Below are 16,633 nucleotides of genomic sequence, written 5' to 3'. Positions count from 1 at the left end.
TCACGGGACCCGACCATTGCTGCTCACCATGTGCGGTGGCCGGGCCAAGTGACGGACGGGACGCCCGTGGCGGCGTCGCCACGGGCCTCCCGTCCGGTGGGTGCGTGCGCGCACCCCGCGGGTCAGGCCGTCGGGACCGGTGCGGTGATCGGGCCGGTGGACGGTGACGAGGAGCGGACCGCGGCACGACGGGTGCTCCGCCGCTCGACCGCGTAGCTGACCATCGTCACCAGGACGCCGAGCAGCGCGAGGCCGATGCCGAGCCAGCCCGGTGCGAGGAACCCGAAGCCGGCGGCGATGACGGCGCCACCCAGGGCCGCACCGATCGAGTTGCCGATGTTGAACGCCGAGTGGTTCAGCGCCGCCGCGATCGTGCGGGCATCCCCCGCGACGTCCATCAGGCGCGACTGCACCGCCGGCGGGATCGCCGACGAGGTCGCACCGAGCAGGAACGCGCCGAGCAGCATGCCCCAGAGCCACTGCGCGGTCAGGACCGTGATGAGCAGGGCGCCGATGAGCGAGAACATGCCGACGTAGATCGTGCGCTTCACGCTGTGGTCGGCCAGGTGTCCGCCGAGCACCCCGCCGACGACCATGCCGATGCCCACGACGACGAGCACGATCGGCACGAACGACTCGGGCATCCCGGTGACGTTCTGCACGAGCGGCGAGATGTACGAGTACACGGCGAAGAAGCCGCCGAACCCGACGGCGCCGAGGCCCATCACGATCCACACCTGCGGCACGCGGAACGCCCGGAGCTCACGGCCGATCGTGGCGTGCTCGTCGCGGGCGCTCTTCGGCACGAAGGCCGCGACGGCCAGGAACGTCAGGGCGAACAGCGCGGCGACGACACCGTAGGCGACCCGCCACCCGGCCACCTGTCCGACCCACGTGATCGCCGGGACCCCGACGACGTTCGCGACCGACAGGCCGAGCAGCACCATGGCGATGCCCTTGCCGCGCTTGCCCGGGCCCATCATGTCGCCGGCCACGATCGACGCGATGCCGAAGTAGGCGCCGTGCGGCAGACCGGCGACGAAGCGGGCGACGAGCACCAGACCGAACGAGGGCAGCAGCGCGCTCGCGATCGTCGCGACGACGAACCCGACGAGCAGCACGAGGATCAGGCCCTTGCGCGGGAACCGGGCGGACATCGCCGCGATGGTCGGCGCGCCGACCACCACCCCGAGGGCGTACGCGCTGACGAGCCAGCCGGCGTGGGCGATCCCGGCGTCGGGGTCGATGCCGTACTGCTCGGGGAGCAGGGCCTGCGCGATGTTCGGCAGCAGTCCCATCGCGACGAACTCGGTCGAGCCGATGGCGAACCCGCCGAGGGCGAGCGAGATGAGCGCGAGGGTGCGACGCGCAGGCGTGAGCGGTGACATGGGGCCTGTTCTCGTGCGGGCGGAGCGGGACGACGGTGCAGCACCCCACCGGACGGGGCGGCCGTGATGTCCTGGTCCGTCGAGTGTAGACCGCTCCAACGGACCAACGAAAGCCCGCGGGAGCTCAGGCCGCCTGGCGCTCCGGCGTGCGGGTGCGCGCCGGGGTCTGCCCGGGCAGCTCGTCGCGGTGCACCCATCCGGTGCCGCACTCCGCGCAGGTCGCCCAGGCGTTGTCGCCCTGTTCGTCCGTGTCGATGACGACCGTTCGCAGGTCGCAGTCGGGGCACCAGCCGTCGTGCATCATCACGCGCTCCTCATCGTCGTCTCGCAGGCCACCGGAAGTGGCTCGATGCAGACCATGAGACACCCGGCCACCGACATCCGAGGGACCGCTCCGGCGTGTCGGGCGACGCTGCGGTGCAGGATGACGACGTGCCCACCGTCACGACCGTCCTGGCCTCCTGCGCCGCCGGCGCGCCCGCGAACTGCGAGGACGTCACCGACCCGCTCGGGATCGTCGTCGTCGTGGTGTTCACGGTCGCCGGCCTCGTCCTGCTGACGGTCGCGGCGGTCGTCGGCACCGACCCCCGTCGCCGCAGGCGTCCGCGTCGGCGCCGCTGACCGCTACTCGCCGAGCGCGGCCTCGAGCCGTTCGAGCTTGCCGTCGATCTCGCCCGTGTGCCCGGGGCGGATGTCGGCCTTCAGCACGAGCGACACCCGTGTGCCGTACGCACCGACGGCCTCGGTGGCGCGCTTGACGACGTCCATGACCTCGTCCCACTCCCCCTCGATCTCGGTGAACATCGACGAGGTGCAGTTCGGCAACCCGCTCTCGCGCACCACGCGCACGGCGGCCGCGACGGCGTCGTGCACGGACCCGTCGGACGTTGCAGCGGGACCACCGGACGGAGCGACGGAGAAGGCGACGATCATGCGTCCATCCTGCCCGGCTCGGGCTGGTCGCGCACGGACGACGATGAGCGCGCCGACACCCGTCCGGACCCCGCAGTTCGTCCCATCGGCACCAGTACGACGACGCTCCACACCAGGATCGCCACCTCGAGCACGTTCCGCACCGTGAGCACCACGAGGATCCACGGCTGCACGCCGAGCAACTGGTCGTAGTAGCCCGGGTAGACCAACTGCGTGAGCAGGGCCATCGGCAGCGCGAGCACCGCGATCGGCACGAACCGACGCGCACTCGGGGCACCCGCCGCGAGGCCCCAGAGGATCGGCACCGCGAACCAGCCGATGTACTGCGGCGACCCCACCTTGTTCGTCGCGATGAGCGCCGCGACGAACAGCAGCGCCAGGACCGGCGCGAGCTCGGCCCGACGGGCACCCCGGTGTGCGGCCCAGAGCGCGAGCACGACCCCGGCCACCACGACGACGGCCATCAGCGGCGTCGACACCGCGGCGGCGGCGGACGTGCCGGCACCGGACACCTCGAAGGTCAGGATCTCCTGGTCGTAGAACACCGCCGCTCCGGGGACGCCGAAGGCTGCGGCCCACATGAAGGGCGTCGCGAGCGGTGACTCGATCTGCAGCCCACGGCCGGTCTGCTCACCGACGAAGGACAGCAGGTACGGCGCACCGCCCCACAGCACGTCGACGAGCACGATCAGGGCGCTCAGCACCAGGGCCCCGGCGAGCACACCCCGGCGGTGTCCGCGACGCAGGAGCAGCAGCACCGCGACGAGCGCCGCGGGCCACACCTTCGTCCAGGCACCGGCGGTGAAGAGCGCGGACGCGACGGCCGGCCTCGAGGCCACGAACGCCACGCCCACCAGCGCGAACACCGTCGCGACGGTGTCGATCCGACCGAGCGCGATCGGCCCGAGCGCGAGCAGGAACAGCAGCCACCACCAGACGACCCGCACCCCGTGCACGCCGAAACGGTCGGACGATCCCACACGCGCCCGGAACCGCCACAGGAACGCGCACGCCGCGGCGTCGAGCAGCACCATCAGCAGCAGCCAGCCGGTGCCGATCGATGCGACTCCCCCGAGGGCCGCTGCCGCCATCGGCACGATCGCCAGGATCGGGTACACCCAGGCGCCGTCGATGCCGACCCAGAAGTCCGCGGTCCGCCCGGTCTCGATCCAGCGGCTGTAGGTGATGGTCACGTCACCGAGCGGCAGGTTCGCCGACACGAGGGTCAGCCACCACAGGAACCCGTGCACGGCGACGAACGCCAGGACGAAGCCGGCGAGTTCGAGCCACCGGGTCGAGGTCCTCTGCACCGGACGAGCGTAGCGGCCGGACCGGGGGCGATGGCTGCCACGGACTCAGGGTCTCCCGAGCATGACGTGTCACCGTTCTGCTCGTGACCTCCGACACCCCGCGCAAGCGCCGCAAGGCCGTCATCTGGATCTCCGTCATCGCCGCCGTCGTCGTCCTCGGCGTCGTGGGCGCGGTGGTCTTCACGAACGTCTACACGAGCAACGAGAACGCGAAGGCCTCGGCCGCGCCGTCCGTCGCCGCGACGCGCGAGGCCTCCACCCTCGACGACACGGACCTGTCCGGCGAGTGGACGGTCGGCGGCGACTCCGAGGCCGGGTACCGCGTCCACGAGGTCCTGAACGGCTCCGACGTCACCGTCACCGGCCGCACCGACAGCGTCTCCGGCACCGCGACCGTCGACGGCACGAGCATCACCGCGGCGAAGATCACGGTGCAGGTCGCCGACATCACCACCGACTCCGACCAGCGCGACGCCTACTTCCGCGACTCCGCGATGGACGCGGCGGCCTTCCCCGAGGCCACCTTCGAACTCACCGGACCGATCGCCGACGCGGTCCCGAGCGGTTCCGACACGACGACCGTGACGGCTCCGGGGAAGCTCACCCTGCACGGCGTCACGAAGGACGTCACCGCGAAGCTGCAGGTCGGCCTGAACGGCGACGGCGTCGACATCTCCGGTTCGGTCCCGATCACCTTCTCGGACTACGGCGTGCAGGCCCCGAGCCTCGGCTTCGTCAAGGTCGACGACGCCGGTTCCGTCGAGTTCCTGGTGCACGCGACCCCCGCCAGCTGACGTCCGCGACGCGCGTCACGCCCGTGACGTGACCGCCGACGGCCGGGAGGCGCGGTGCCAGCTGGCACCGCGCCTCCCGGCCGTCCGTCGTCGTGTCCGGGGCCGCACCCGTGCGGGCCACGCGCGTTGCGTCCGCAACCGGCGACACGGTCGTCGTCGTACGACGTCGGCCCTGTCGCTGCCGCGCGTCCGCAACGGTGCGCCTGCACAACGAACGACGACGTCGATGTCGTACGACGTCGACACCGTCGTTCCGCGTCGGTGACTACCCGCGCGCGTCGCCGTCCACGACCAGGTCCCGCACGACCCCCGGCAGCTCGGCGATGAGCGTCGTCATCGGGAACGGTCCGCCGCCGGAGGCCCGCCGCGCCGCGACCCCGTGCACCACCGCGGCCGACGCGGCCAGGTGCGCGAGGTCCGACGGCGTGAGCGACGAACCGGCCGCCTCGACGGAGCCCTGCCGCGCGGCGACGAGCGCCCCGAGGACCCCGCCCAGCACGTCCCCGGCACCGGCCGCCGCGAGCCACGGCGTCGCCGAGGACGCCACGAGCCGCACCGACCCGTCCGGGGTGACCACGTGGGTCCGCTCGCCCTTCAGCAGCACGACGCTGCCGGTCTGCTCCGCCGCACGGAGCGCTGCGGCGGCCGGGTCCTGCTCGATCTCGGCGCGATCGGCCCCGAGGAACGAAGCGAGCTCACCGGCGTGCGGGGTGAGCACGGCGAGCGGCCCGAGGTCGACGAGCGGGATCGCCCCGGCGTCGACGACGACCGGCACGCCGTCGTCGGACGCGTGCGAGAAGCCCGACGCCGTCGTCGCGTCCAGGTCACCGAGCGTCGGCGCCGAGATCCCGGAGCCGACGAGCCAGGCCTGCACGCGGCCGACGCCGGACACGACCTCGGGGCGCCGGGTGAGCACGTGGTCGGTGGCGCGTGACGGTCCGACGTACCGGACCATGCCGACGCCGGTGTGCACGGCGGCGTCGACCCCGAGCACCGCGGCGCCGGGGTACTGGTCGGACCCGGTCGCGATGCCGAGCACCCCACGGCGGTACTTGGTGGACTCCCCCGTCGGCGCGGTGACCCACGCGGCGGCATCGGACGGTCGGACGGGCACGAAGTCGTTCACCGGCCCCACGTTACGGTGGAGCACATGAGCCTGTTCCTGCCTGGTCGCGTGGTGGTCTTCGACTACGGCGAGGTGATCAGCCGGACGCCACACGCCTCGCGGGACGCCCTCGTGGCCGCCACCGGGGTCCCGGCGGACGAGCTGTTCCCGGTGTACCAGGAGCTCCGGCACGACCTGGACCGCGGCGACCTGTCCGTCGTGGCGTACTGGCGTGCGATCGCGGAACGGACCGGACGGACCTGGAGCATCTCGGAGATCCACCGGTTCTGGGCGATCGACTTCACCGGGTGGTTCGAGGTCGAGCCGGAGACCCTCGAGATCGTCGAGGAGCTGCACGACGCCGGCACCCGTGTGGCCCTGCTCTCGAACGCGGGCTTCGACTTCGGTGACCCGTACCGCCGTTCCCCGATGGGCTCGCTGTTCGAGACCGTCGTGGTGAGCGCCGAGGAGCACGTCCTGAAGCCCGCGGCATCCATCTACCGCGACACCTGTGCGCGCTTGGGAATCGACCCGGGTCAGATGGTGTTCGTGGACAACAGGGCCGAGAACGCCACCGGTGCGGAAGCAATCGGGGCGGTCGGCCACCACTACACGTCGCCGGCGTCGCTGCGGTCGTTCCTGACGGAACTGGCCGAGGCGCCGGCACCCGTCCTCTGAGGAGCCCGCGTGACGCACGCCCTGTTCGACCCGATCACCGTCCGTGACCTGACCGTCCGCAACCGCATCTGGGTCTCCCCGATGTGCCAGTACTCGGTGGACCAGCAGGACGGCGTCCCGACGCCGTGGCACCTCGTGCACCTGGGCGGGTTCGCCAAGGGCGGCGCCGGCGCGGTCGTCGTCGAGGCGACGGGCGTCGTGCCCGAGGGACGGATCACCCCGCAGGACCTCGGGCTGTGGAACGACCAGCAGCGCGACGCGTTCAAGCCGATCGTCGACTTCCTGCACGAGCAGGGGGCCGCGGCGGGCATCCAGCTCGCACACGCCGGGCGCAAGGCGTCGACCTACCGCCCCTGGGACACCACGCACGGCACCGTCCCCGCCGACCAGGGCGGCTGGACCACGGTCGCGCCGTCGGCCGTGGCCTTCGACGGCTACGACGTCCCGCGCGAGCTCGCGGTCGAGGACATCCGCGTCGTCGCCCTCGCCTTCGCGCAGTCCGCCCGCCGCGCGGTGGAGGCCGGGTTCGACCTGGTCGAGATCCACGCAGCCCACGGCTACCTGCTGCACCAGTTCCTCTCGCCGATGAGCAACCAGCGCACCGACCAGTACGGCGGCTCGCTCGAGAACCGTGCCCGCGCGCTGCTCGAGGTCGTCGACGCCGTGCGCGCCGAGGTCGGCGAGGGCTTCCCGATCGTCGTCCGCTTCTCGGCCACCGACTGGGTCGACGGCGGGCTCACGCTCGACGAGACCACCGTCGTCGCCCGCTGGGCCGCCGAGCACGGCGCCGACCTGGCCGACGTGTCGACCGGCGGCAACGTCGCGAGCGCGCCGATCCCGGTCGGCCCCGGCTACCAGGTGCCGCACGCCGCGGCGATCAAGCGCGACGCCGGCATCCCGACGATCGCCGTGGGCATGATCTCCGAGGCGTTCCAGGCCGAGCAGATCGTCGCGACCGGCCTCGCCGACGTCGTGATGATCGGTCGCGAGATGCTCCGCGACCCGTCGTTCGCGCTCCGTGCCGCGCTGGAACTCCGCGTGCCCGTCGACTACGAGCCGCAGCAGTACCACCGCGCGCGGATCACGGCCTAGCCGCGGTCGGTTCTGTACGGATTCACGGTCCGGCGACCGCGCAGGCAGTACGATTGGCAGCACTGTGGACGATCCCCCGAATAGTTCTTCGCCTCACTCATCCGCCGCTCACTCGGTGAGCTGCACGTCATCCCTGTGCGCGAACGGGGGTGAATCATGAGTCCGATCGACATCGTCATGCTGATCGGCGGCATCCTGCTGACCCTCGGCACGGGTGTCTTCGTCGCGTCCGAGTTCGCGCTGGTCAACCTCGACCGCGCCGACGTCGAAGCGCGGCGCGACCGCGGTGAAGCCGGCCTCGCGCCGGTCATCGGCGCGCTGAAGGTCACCTCGACGCACCTGTCCAGCGCACAGCTCGGCATCACGCTGACCACGCTGCTGACCGGCTACCTGCTCGAACCCTCGATCGCGAAGTTGCTCGAGGCACCGTTCCTGGCGATGAACCTGCCGGAGGGCATCGTCGAGACCGTCGGCTCGATCGTGGCGCTCGTCATCGCGACCCTGCTGTCGATGATCCTCGGCGAACTCGTGCCGAAGAACTTCGCGCTCGCGCTGCCCCTGCAGACCGCCAGGCTCGTGGTCCCGCTGCAGATCGCGTTCACGACGGTCTTCAAGCCCGCCGTCGCGCTGCTGAACGGCACCGCGAACGCCGTGCTCCGGTCGCTGGGCATCGAGCCGCAGGAGGAACTCTCCGGTGCCCGCAGCGCCGAGGAACTCACCTCGCTGCTGCGCCGGTCGGCATCCGAGGGTTCGCTCGAACAGGACACCGCGACGCTCCTCGAGCGCACCATCTCGTTCTCCGAGCTGAGCGCCAGCGACGTGATGACCCCGCGCCCGAGGCTCTCCACCATCCGCGTGTCCGAGTCCGCCGAGGACGTCATCGCCCTCGCCCGCAAGACCGGCTTCAGCCGCTTCCCCGTCATCGAGGAGGACGCGGACGACGTCGTCGGCATCGTGCACGTCAAGCAGGCCGTCGCCGTGCCGCGCGAGAAGCGTCCGGAGGTCCCCGTCGGGGCGCTCATGACCGACGCCGAACGCGTGCCGGAGACCATGCCCGGCGACACCCTGCTCGCCGAGGTCCGCGGCCGCGGCTACCAGATGGTCATCGTCGTCGACGAGTACGGCGGCACCGCCGGGGTCGTCACGCTCGAGGACCTGATCGAGGAGATCGTCGGCGAGGTCTCCGACGAGCACGACCGCGCCCGCATCGACGTGGTCCGCTCCCGCGACTGGCTGACCTTCCCCGGTCTGCTGCGTCCCGACGAGCTCGAGGACCGCGCCGGCGTGAAGGTGCCCGAGGAGGGCCCGTACGAGACCGTCGGCGGGTTCGTCATGTCGACGCTGGGCCGCCTGCCCGTCGTCGGCGACGAGGTGCCCCTGGACGGCGGCGTGTTCCGCGTCGAGCGGCTGGACGGCCGTCGGATCGACCGCATCCGCTGGACCCCGACGCGCCCGTCGACCGACACGGCGGCGACCGCGATCATCATCCCGTCCACCAAGAGCACCCCGACCATCACGAAGGCCTCGGCCACCACGACGAAGGGCAGCACCCGATGAGCTCTGACTGGTGGGGGATCTTCTGGCTCGTCGTCCTCTTGATGGGCAACGCGTACTTCGTCGCGGCCGAGTTCGCCGTCATCTCCGCACGCCGCTCGCAGATCGAGCCCCGCGCGGAAGAGGGCTCGAAGGCCGCGCAGATGACGCTCTGGGCGATGGAGCACGCCACCCGCATGCTCGCGACGACCCAGCTCGGCATCACGGTCTGCTCGCTGCTCATCCTGAACGTGTCCGAGCCGGCGATCCACCACCTGCTCGAGGTCCCGCTGCACCTGACCGGCTGGAGCGCCGAGGTGATCGGCACCGTGGCCTTCGTGTTCACGCTGCTGCTCGTGTCGTTCCTGCACGTGGTGTTCGGCGAGATGGTGCCGAAGAACATCTCGTTCTCGATGCCGGACCGCGCCGCACTGCTGCTCGTCCCGACGCTCTGGTACATCGGCCACGGCCTGCACTGGGTCATCGTCGGCCTGAACGAGGTCGCGAACGCCGTGCTGCGGCTGTTCCGCGTCGAGCCCAAGGACGAAGCGGTGAGCGCCTTCACGGTGGAGGAGGTGCAGACCATCGTGGAGCAGTCCCGCCGCGAGGGCACCCTGACCGATGACGGCAAGCTCGCCCTGGCGTTCGAGTTCACCGAGAAGAAGGTCCGTGACGTCGCCGTGCCGATGGCCGAGCTCGTCACGTTGCCCGACGACGCCACCCCCGCGGACGTCGAGCACGCCGTGGCACAGCGCGGGTTCTCCCGCTACGTGCTCGTCGGCGAGGACGGCTCCCCCACGGGCTACGTGCACGTGAAGGACGTCATCGACCTGCGTCCGGACGAGTTCGACGACCCGGTGCCGCCGAAGCGCATCCGTCAGCTCATCTCGCTGTACACCGAGATGGACCTCGAGGACGCGCTCGCGACCATGCGGGCCGCCGGCCGCCACGTGGCCCGCGCCTTCGACGCGGACGGCCGCACGATCGGCGTGCTGTTCCTCGAGGACATCCTCGAAGAACTGGTGGGCGAGGTCGAGGACGCGACCCGACGCCGGTAGACCCACCGGCAGACGGACGGGAGGCGCGGTGCCAGCTGGCACCGCGCCTCCCGTTCGTTCGTGGTCGCGACCAGGGCGACGCGCCCCGTCCGCGCTACCAGCTGACGGGCAGGGGCTTGCCTTCCTCGTACCCGGCGGCGGACTGGATGCCGACCAGCGCACGCTCGGAGAACTCGGCGAGGGACGACGCGCCCGCGTAGGTGGCGGAGCTGCGGACGCCGGTGGTGATCATGTCGAGCAGGTCCTCGACGCTCGGACGCTCCGGGTCGAGGTAGATCGTCGACGACGAGATCCCCTCGGCGAAGAGCGCCTTGCGGGCCCGCTCGTACGGGTCGAGCCGCTCGAACCGCTCGCGCACGGCCTTGGCCGAGGCCATGCCCCAGCTCTCCTTGTACGCCTTGCCGGCGGCGTCGCGGCGCAGGACACCGGGGGCCTCGAGCGTGCCGGCGAACCACGAGCCGATCATGACGGCGGACGCCCCGGCTGCCAGCGCGAGGGCGACGTCGCGCGGGTAGCGCACCCCGCCGTCCGCCCAGACGTGCGCACCGAGCGAGCGGGCAGCCGCGGCGGTCTCGAGCACGGCGGAGAACTGCGGGCGACCGACGGCCGTCATCATGCGGGTGGTGCACATGGCGCCCGGTCCGACGCCGACCTTGATGATGTCCGCTCCGGCCCCGACCAGGTGCGCGACGGCGTCGGCGGTGACGACGTTGCCGGCGACGAGCGGGATGCCGAGCTGCAGCGACGCGACCGTACGGAGTGCGCGGAGCATGCCGTCCTGGTGACCGTGCGCGGTGTCGAGGACCAGGACGTCCACGCCCGCGGCGGCCAGCGCCTTCGCCTTGGCGGCGACGTCGCCGTTGATGCCGAGCGCGGCGGCGACCCGGAGCCGGCCGGAGGCGTCGACGGCGGGCGTGTAGATGTCGGAGCGGATCGCGCTCGTCTGGCTCGTGGTCCCGACGACCCGGCCGTGCCGCATGATCGGCGCGAAGTCGACCTCAGCGGCCGAGAGCACGTCGTACACGTGGCGGGGTGTGCCGGCGTCCTCGGCGTCGATCGCGGTCGAGGCGCCGTGCAGCAGGTCACCCAGGACGGCGTCGGGGCCGGCGGTGCCGAGGCGGGTCGCGGGCACGCAGCCGAGGTACTCGCCGTCGGCGTCGCGGACGACCACACCACGGCCGGCCACCGGCAGGAGCTGCTCGAGGGCCTCGGCGACGGTCGTCTGCGCACCCATGTCGTAGGCGGTGTCGAAGTCGACCGGCTGGTCCTTCACCCAGCGGATCGCGGCGTCGAGGTCCTGCAGGTGCATGTCCTGCGGCAGCACGCCCAGACCACCGCGGCGGGCCAGGGTGGCGGCGAGCCGGGGGCCGGTGACGGAGTTCATGTTGGCGCTGACGATCGGGATCGTGGCACCGCTGCCGTCGTTCGCCGCCAGGTCGACGTCGAAGCGGCTCGTCACGCCCGAACGGCTCGGGACGAGGAAGACGTCGGAGTAGGTCAGGTCGTGCGTCGGCCGCGTCTCGTAGAACCTCATGCGCTCCACTGTACGGCTCCCGTCAGGCCCCCGACCGGGTGCTCGGGGGCTGCCGACTCGCGCCGCGGCTGACACGGAACGGACATGTCGGAGCGGCTAGGCTTGGCACCTGTGCGGCGCAGGGTTGCTCCGCACGACACACACGAGCATCTATCGACGGAGAGTGGGCGATCGGCTGTGTCGAGCCATCTGACCGGAACGGACGAGACCGCGGGCGAATTCGGGGCGAACGAGTGGCTCGTCGACGAGCTCTACGAGCAGTTCGTCGCGGACAAGGAGTCGGTCGACAAGTCCTGGTGGCCGGTCCTCGAGAGCTACCACCGCACGCAGGTCGGTGACGCTCCGACTCCGGCGGGCTCCCCCGCGCAGCAGGTGCCGGCTGGGCAGCAGGCGCCGGTTTCGCAGCAGGCACCCGCCCAGCAGCAGTCGTCGACGCAGCAGCCGGCCACCGGGGACACCCCGGGCGAGGCGAAGTCGGGCCCGATCCAGGCGAAGACCACCTCGCGCCAGCCGGCACCGCAGCCGATCCCGGCCGAGGCGAACGACGCCGCCGACGACCACGAGGAGACCCACGAGGACGTGGCGACCCCGCTCCGGGGCATGGCGAAGACGCTGGCGTCGAACATGGACGCCTCGCTGACCGTCCCGACCGCCACGAGCGTCCGGACCATCCCGGCGAAGCTGATGATCGACAACCGGATCGTCATCAACAACCACCTGCGACGCGCCCGCGGCGGCAAGATCTCCTTCACGCACCTGATCGGGTGGGCGATGGTGCAGGCGCTCAAGGACTTCCCGAGCCAGAACGTCTACTACGAGGAGCGCGACGGCAAGCCGTTCGTCGTCGCCCCGGCGCACGTGAACCTCGGCATCGCGATCGACGTCCCGAAGAAGGACGGCACCCGCTCGCTCCTGGTGCCGAGCATCAAGCGCGCGGAGACCCTGACGTTCGGCCAGTTCCTCTCCGCCTACGAGGACCTCGTCAAGCGCGCCCGCGACAACAAGCTCACCCCGGCGGACTTCCAGGGCACGACGATCTCGCTCACCAACCCGGGCGGTATCGGCACCGTGCACTCGGTCCCGCGTCTGACGAAGGGGCAGGGCTCGATCATCGGCGCCGGTGCCCTCGAGTACCCGGCGCAGTTCCAGGGATCGGCGTCGAAGACCCTGGTCGAGCTCGGCATCGGCAAGACCATCACCCTGACGAGCACCTACGACCACCGCGTCATCCAGGGCGCCGGTTCGGGTGAGTACCTCAAGCACGTGCACGAGCGCCTGATCGGCGAGCACGGCTTCTACGACGGCATCTTCGCCGCGCTCCGGATCCCCTACAAGCCGATCCAGTGGGCGAACGACATCAACGTCGACCTGGCACACCGGGTGAACAAGACCGCTCGCGTGCAGGAGCTCATCAACAGCTTCCGCGTCCGTGGGCACCTGATGGCCGACATCGACCCGCTCGAGTACCGCCAGCGCACGCACCCCGACCTCGAGATCGAGAGCCACGGGCTGACCTTCTGGGACCTCGACCGCGAGTTCGTCACCGGCGGCCTCGCCGGCACCACCTCGGCACCGCTCCGCGACGTCCTCGGGATCCTGCGCGACGCCTACTGCCGCACGGTCGGCATCGAGTACATGCACATCCAGGACCCGGAACAGCGTCGCTGGGTGCAGGAGCGCATCGAGGTGCCGTACTCGAAGCCCTCGAAGGAAGAACAGCTCCGTGTCCTCGGCAAGCTCAACGAGGCCGAGGCGTTCGAGACCTTCCTGCAGACCAAGTACGTCGGCCAGAAGCGCTTCTCGCTCGAGGGCGGCGAGTCCACCATCGCCTTCCTCGACACCCTGATCCAGCACGCCGCCGGAGCCGGGCTGGCCGAGGTCGCGATCGGCATGGCCCACCGCGGCCGCCTGAACGTGCTGACGAACATCGCCGGCAAGACCTACGGGCAGATCTTCCGTGAGTTCGAGGGGTCCTCGCTGCCGGGCACGGTGTCCGGTCAGGGCTCCGGCGACGTGAAGTACCACGTCGGCACCGAGGGCGTGTTCCGCACGTCCGACGGCTCGAGCATCCCGGTGACGATCGCCGCGAACCCGTCCCACCTCGAAGCCGTCGACGGCGTGCTCGAGGGCATCGTCCGCGCCAAGCAGGACCGCGAGGCCCCCGGCAGCTTCGGTGTGCTCCCCGTGCTCGTGCACGGCGACGCGGCGATGGCCGGCCAGGGCGTGGTCGTCGAGACGCTGCAGATGTCGCAGCTCCGCGGCTACCGCACCGGCGGCACGGTCCACCTCGTCATCAACAACCAGGTCGGGTTCACCACCCCGCCCGAGTCGGCGCGCAGCTCGGTGTACTCCACCGACGTCGCGAAGACGATCCAGGCACCGATCTTCCACGTGAACGGTGATGACCCCGAGGCCGTCGCCCGCGTCGCCGAACTCGCCTTCGCGTACCGCGAGGAGTTCCACCGCGACGTCGTGATCGACCTGATCTGCTACCGCCGTCGTGGGCACAACGAGGGCGACGACCCCTCGATGACGCAGCCGCTGATGTACAACCTCATCGAGGCGAAGCGCTCCGTCCGCACGCTGTACACCGAGGCCCTCGTCGGCCGCGGTGACATCACGCAAGAGGAGTACGACGAGGCGCACCGAGACTTCCAGGACCGCCTAGAACGCGCCTTCGCCGAGACGCACGAGGCACAGACCGGCACCATCCCGGTCATCGAGGTCGACGACGACGGTGCGGTGCAGGGGCTCGAACGCCCGGCCGCGCAGCGCGACGACTCCGAGGTCGAGGTGCACGAGACTGCCGTGTCGGAGGAGCTCGTCCGGGCGATCGGCGACGCGCACAGCAACCCGCCCGCCGGGTTCTCGATCCACCCGAAGCTGCAGCAGCTGCTGACCAAGCGCACCGAGATGACGCGCAACGGCGGCATCGACTGGGCGATGGCCGAGCTCATGGCGATCGGCTCGATCCTGGTCGAGGGCAAGCCCGTCCGCCTCGCCGGACAGGACGCCCGACGCGGCACCTTCGTCCAGCGCCAGTCGGTGTTCCACGACCGGGTGAACGGCCAGGAGTGGCTGCCGCTATCGAACCTCACCGAGGACCAGGCCCGGTTCTACGTGTACGACTCGCTGCTGAGCGAGTACGCGGCGATGGCCTTCGAGTACGGCTACTCGGTGGAACGCCCCGAGTCGCTCGTGCTCTGGGAGGCGCAGTTCGGCGACTTCGCGAACGGCGCCCAGATCGTCATCGACGAGTTCATCTCGTCCGCCGAGCAGAAGTGGGGACAGCGCTCCGGCCTCGTCCTGCTGCTGCCGCACGGGTACGAGGGCCAGGGGCCGGACCACTCGTCGGCACGCATCGAGCGTTACCTGCAGCTGTGCGCCGAGGACAACATGATCGTCGCGCGCCCGTCGACCCCGGCGTCGTACTTCCACCTGCTCCGCCGGCAGGCCTGGGCCCGTCCGCAGAAGCCGCTCATCGTGTTCTCCCCGAAGGCGATGCTCCGGCTCCGCCAGGCGACGAGCGCGGTCGAGGACTTCACGACGGGCACGTTCGAGCCCGTGCTGGACGACGCACGGATCACCGACAAGAGCGCCGTGCGTCGCGTGGTGCTGCACTCCGGCAAGGTGCACCACGACCTGCGTGCCGAGGTCGACAAGCGCGGCGTCACCGACGTCGCACTCGTCCGCCTCGAGCAGCTCGCCCCGCTCCCCCTCGACCGCATCCTCGAGGTCCTGGCGGGCTACCCGGACGCCGACGTCGTGTGGGCGCAGGAGGAGCCGGAGAACCAGGGCGCCTGGCCGTTCGTCTGCATGAACCTGTCGCCGCACCTGGGCGGTCGGCCGTTGTCCGTCGCGGCCCGCTCGGCGAGTGCTGCACCGGCCACGGGGTCCTCGAAGCGCTCCGCGCACGAGGCCGCCGACGTCATCAACACGGCACTGAGCGCGTCGGCCTAGTCACGAGCAAGCGCCCCGTGCGGGAGTCCGAGGGACTCCCGCACGGGGCGCTTCGACGTTCGCCAGGAAGGCGGCACTACGCGATCTTCGTGTACCGCACCCCGGCGTCGTGGTACCCGCGCTTCTGGTAGAACCGGTGCGCGCTGTCCGTCGCGGCCGCGCTGACGGCGCTGAGGCGACGTGCGCCCTGCTCGACCGCCCATGCTTCGAACGTGCCGATGAGCGCCGAACCGGTGCCGAGCCTCCTGGCCGTGTCGTCGACGACCAGCAGCAGCAGCTGCGCCGTCGGCTCGTCGCTGGCGTACGCCCACGTGACCTGGGCGCCGGCGACCGCGACGACCCGGCCGTCGTCCCCGCGGACCACCCACGTGCGGTGCCCGGCTTCGGGGGTGAGCCGGTCGAGGCGGGCGCGCATCGAGGCATCGTCGACGTCGTGACCGAGCAGGCGGACGAGGGCGGCGACGTCGGCGACGTCCGTGTCGGACCAGGTGGTGGTCGACTCGACGGAGAGGGTCATGTCGGCCAACCTACCCGGGCCGTCGGTCGTGTTGCGACGGGGTTCCATAACAACTGATATTCATATACGCTGCTGTCATATCACCCGCCGGGTGAACCGACCGACAGGACAGCCATGCACATCACCTCCCGCCACGGCCGCACCGCCGCCTGGATCGCCTTCCCGCTCGCCGTCGTCGCGAGCGGTGCCCTCATCGCAACCGCCTCGTACGCCGCCTTCTCGAGCAGCACCGACAACGCCGCGAACAGCTGGCGCACCGGTGCCGTCTCCCTCACCGACGACGACCAGGGCGTCGCGCTGTTCGACGTCGACGACCTGGTGCCCGGCTCCGCCGGATCGAACTGCATCACCGTGACGGCGAACACCACCAACGCCTCGACCGTGAAGCTCTTCACCACCGACCCGGCCGACGACGACGCACTCGCCGAGCACGTCGGCCTGACGGTCGAGCGCGGCAGCCTCGGCACCCCCGACGACTGCAGCACGTTCACCACGACGACGACCGTGCACGACGGGACGCTCGCCGGCCTCATGGCGTCCGAGTCCTTCGGCACCGGTGTCGACGCGTGGAAGCCGGCGACGGGTACGGCGAGCACGACCTACCGCTTCAGCTACGACCTGAGCGAGGGCGCGCCGAACACCGTGCAGTCGTCCGAGGCCGGCACCACGTTCGTGTGGGAAGCGCAGACGGACTGATCCCCGTCCCCACCCTGATCCGCCCCACCCGAACC

General features: G+C 71.1%; 15 protein-coding genes. 8 read left to right on the top strand and 7 right to left on the bottom strand.

Annotated features, from left to right (window positions below; all coding sequences use genetic code 11):
- Positions 1 to 122 precede the first annotated feature (122 nt).
- Complete coding sequence (locus DEJ02_RS15770) at positions 123 to 1,388, bottom strand: MFS transporter (protein ID WP_111033733.1); 1,266 nt, start codon at positions 1,386 to 1,388, stop codon at positions 123 to 125.
- 124 nt (positions 1,389 to 1,512) lie between these two features.
- Positions 1,513 to 1,692 carry a hypothetical protein gene (locus tag DEJ02_RS15765; protein WP_111033732.1) on the bottom strand — a complete coding sequence of 60 codons (180 nt, stop codon included), beginning with the start codon at positions 1,690 to 1,692 and terminating at the stop codon, positions 1,513 to 1,515.
- A 128-nt stretch (positions 1,693 to 1,820) separates the two neighbouring features.
- Between DEJ02_RS15765 and DEJ02_RS15760 the strand changes: the two genes are divergently transcribed.
- Complete coding sequence (locus DEJ02_RS15760) at positions 1,821 to 2,009, top strand: hypothetical protein (RefSeq protein ID WP_146249310.1); 189 nt, start codon at positions 1,821 to 1,823, stop codon at positions 2,007 to 2,009.
- A gap of 3 nt (positions 2,010 to 2,012) precedes the next feature.
- On the opposite strand, the gene DEJ02_RS15755 is transcribed toward DEJ02_RS15760, so the two are convergent.
- Together DEJ02_RS15755 and DEJ02_RS15750 are read right to left on the bottom strand one after the other, a co-directional pair.
- Entirely contained in the window at positions 2,013 to 2,321 is a 309-nt protein-coding gene (locus tag DEJ02_RS15755; RefSeq protein ID WP_111033730.1) for a thiamine-binding protein, read from the bottom strand.
- Positions 2,318 to 3,631: a glycosyltransferase 87 family protein gene (locus DEJ02_RS15750; protein WP_111033729.1), complete on the bottom strand. Its 1,314-nt coding sequence runs from the start codon at positions 3,629 to 3,631 to the stop codon at positions 2,318 to 2,320. The genes DEJ02_RS15755 and DEJ02_RS15750 overlap by 4 nt, the downstream gene beginning before the upstream one ends.
- A gap of 83 nt (positions 3,632 to 3,714) precedes the next feature.
- Here DEJ02_RS15750 and DEJ02_RS15745 point away from each other — a divergent pair, with 83 nt between their 5' ends.
- On the top strand, positions 3,715 to 4,425 hold the full coding sequence (locus tag DEJ02_RS15745; RefSeq protein WP_111029191.1) for a YceI family protein: 711 nt from the start codon (positions 3,715 to 3,717) through the stop codon (positions 4,423 to 4,425).
- A 265-nt stretch (positions 4,426 to 4,690) separates the two neighbouring features.
- Here the strand turns inward: DEJ02_RS15745 and DEJ02_RS15735 are convergent, their stop codons facing one another.
- Entirely contained in the window at positions 4,691 to 5,551 is an 861-nt protein-coding gene (locus DEJ02_RS15735) for an ADP/ATP-dependent (S)-NAD(P)H-hydrate dehydratase (RefSeq protein WP_111033727.1), read from the bottom strand.
- Positions 5,552 to 5,575: 24 nt separating this feature from the next.
- Here DEJ02_RS15735 and DEJ02_RS15730 point away from each other — a divergent pair, with 24 nt between their 5' ends.
- The 4 genes from DEJ02_RS15730 to DEJ02_RS15715 all read left to right on the top strand — a co-directional run bounded on the left by DEJ02_RS15730 (position 5,576) and on the right by DEJ02_RS15715 (position 9,891).
- Positions 5,576 to 6,208, top strand: coding sequence for an HAD family phosphatase (locus DEJ02_RS15730; protein ID WP_071244826.1), 633 nt, complete (start codon positions 5,576 to 5,578; stop codon positions 6,206 to 6,208).
- 9 nt (positions 6,209 to 6,217) lie between these two features.
- Positions 6,218 to 7,300 (top strand): NADH:flavin oxidoreductase/NADH oxidase, encoded by a 1,083-nt coding sequence (locus DEJ02_RS15725; protein WP_111033725.1) that lies wholly within the window; start codon positions 6,218 to 6,220, stop codon positions 7,298 to 7,300.
- 156 nt (positions 7,301 to 7,456) lie between these two features.
- Positions 7,457 to 8,857, top strand: coding sequence for a hemolysin family protein (locus DEJ02_RS15720; protein ID WP_111033724.1), 1,401 nt, complete (start codon positions 7,457 to 7,459; stop codon positions 8,855 to 8,857).
- Positions 8,854 to 9,891 carry a hemolysin family protein gene (locus DEJ02_RS15715; RefSeq protein ID WP_027465832.1) on the top strand — a complete coding sequence of 346 codons (1,038 nt, stop codon included), beginning with the start codon at positions 8,854 to 8,856 and terminating at the stop codon, positions 9,889 to 9,891. Before DEJ02_RS15720 ends, DEJ02_RS15715 begins: the two co-directional genes overlap by 4 nt.
- A gap of 94 nt (positions 9,892 to 9,985) precedes the next feature.
- Here the strand turns inward: DEJ02_RS15715 and DEJ02_RS15710 are convergent, their stop codons facing one another.
- A complete protein-coding gene (locus DEJ02_RS15710; protein ID WP_111033723.1) occupies positions 9,986 to 11,425 on the bottom strand; it encodes a GuaB1 family IMP dehydrogenase-related protein in 1,440 nt (479 codons plus the stop codon).
- A gap of 177 nt (positions 11,426 to 11,602) precedes the next feature.
- On the opposite strand from DEJ02_RS15710, the gene DEJ02_RS15705 reads away from it, so the two are divergent.
- Complete coding sequence (locus DEJ02_RS15705; RefSeq protein ID WP_181440395.1) at positions 11,603 to 15,385, top strand: multifunctional oxoglutarate decarboxylase/oxoglutarate dehydrogenase thiamine pyrophosphate-binding subunit/dihydrolipoyllysine-residue succinyltransferase subunit; 3,783 nt, start codon at positions 11,603 to 11,605, stop codon at positions 15,383 to 15,385.
- 76 nt (positions 15,386 to 15,461) lie between these two features.
- Here the strand turns inward: DEJ02_RS15705 and DEJ02_RS15700 are convergent, their stop codons facing one another.
- Entirely contained in the window at positions 15,462 to 15,902 is a 441-nt protein-coding gene (locus DEJ02_RS15700) for a GNAT family N-acetyltransferase (RefSeq protein WP_027465835.1), read from the bottom strand.
- Positions 15,903 to 16,016: 114 nt separating this feature from the next.
- On the opposite strand from DEJ02_RS15700, the gene DEJ02_RS15695 reads away from it, so the two are divergent.
- On the top strand, positions 16,017 to 16,598 hold the full coding sequence (locus DEJ02_RS15695; RefSeq protein WP_111033722.1) for a hypothetical protein: 582 nt from the start codon (positions 16,017 to 16,019) through the stop codon (positions 16,596 to 16,598).
- Positions 16,599 to 16,633 lie beyond the last annotated feature (35 nt).

It is taken from the genome of Curtobacterium sp. MCLR17_042 (assembly GCF_003234695.1).
GTDB lineage: Bacteria > Actinomycetota > Actinomycetes > Actinomycetales > Microbacteriaceae > Curtobacterium > Curtobacterium flaccumfaciens.
The sequence above is the reverse complement of the archived record's forward strand: the minus strand, read 5'-3'. Positions and strand labels throughout refer to the sequence as shown.